Annotated in this window: 1 pseudogene; it reads right to left on the bottom strand. The window is 55.5% G+C overall.

Annotation, left to right across the window (positions count from 1 at the left end):
• Positions 1-658, bottom strand: a pseudogene (locus CWM53_RS20230) (MFS transporter); the annotation flags it as partial.

Below are 658 nucleotides of genomic sequence, written 5' to 3'. Positions count from 1 at the left end.
TTCAAATAACCTACCAGCCACGCGCCGAGGAAAGCACCGAGCGCGCCGAAGCTGTTAATCAAGCCCATCGACACGCCGGAGACGTTACGCGGCAGCAGTTCCGGGATCAGCGCGAAGAAAGGGCCGTAAGGCGCATACATACAGGCAGCAGCGATCACCAGCAGCGCATAGGAGAACCAGAACGCCTGGTCACCCACCATCCAGGAACCAAAGAAGGCGATAGCGGCAATCAGCAACAACGGCCAAATAAACAGCTTACGATTCTGGAACTTATCTGACAGCCAGGAGACCGTCAGCATCAGACAGATCGCCGCCAGATATGGCACCGCCGCCAACCAACCTACCGCCACAATATCCATCTGCGCGGCGTTTTTCAGAATCGACGGCATCCACATCATGAAACCGTATACGCCAATACTCCACAACGCATGCACGGCGCACAGCATAATCACGTTGCGCGAGCGCAGCGCTTCGCCATAGTTACGTACCGGCTTGATATTGCTTTGTTCGCTATCCATCGCCTTCTGCAGGGTCTCTTTTTCCTGCTCATTCAGCCAGGAAACCTCGGAAGGTTTATCGCGGACCAGGATCCACCAGCATACTGCCTACAACACCGCCGGAATACCTTCGATGATGAACATCTCACGCCAGCCCCAGG

Origin of the sequence: Klebsiella sp. A-Nf5, assembly GCF_002810545.1 — a bacterium.
Classification (GTDB): Bacteria; Pseudomonadota; Gammaproteobacteria; order Enterobacterales; family Enterobacteriaceae; genus Klebsiella; species Klebsiella variicola.
The sequence above is the reverse complement of the archived record's forward strand: the minus strand, read 5'-3'. Positions and strand labels throughout refer to the sequence as shown.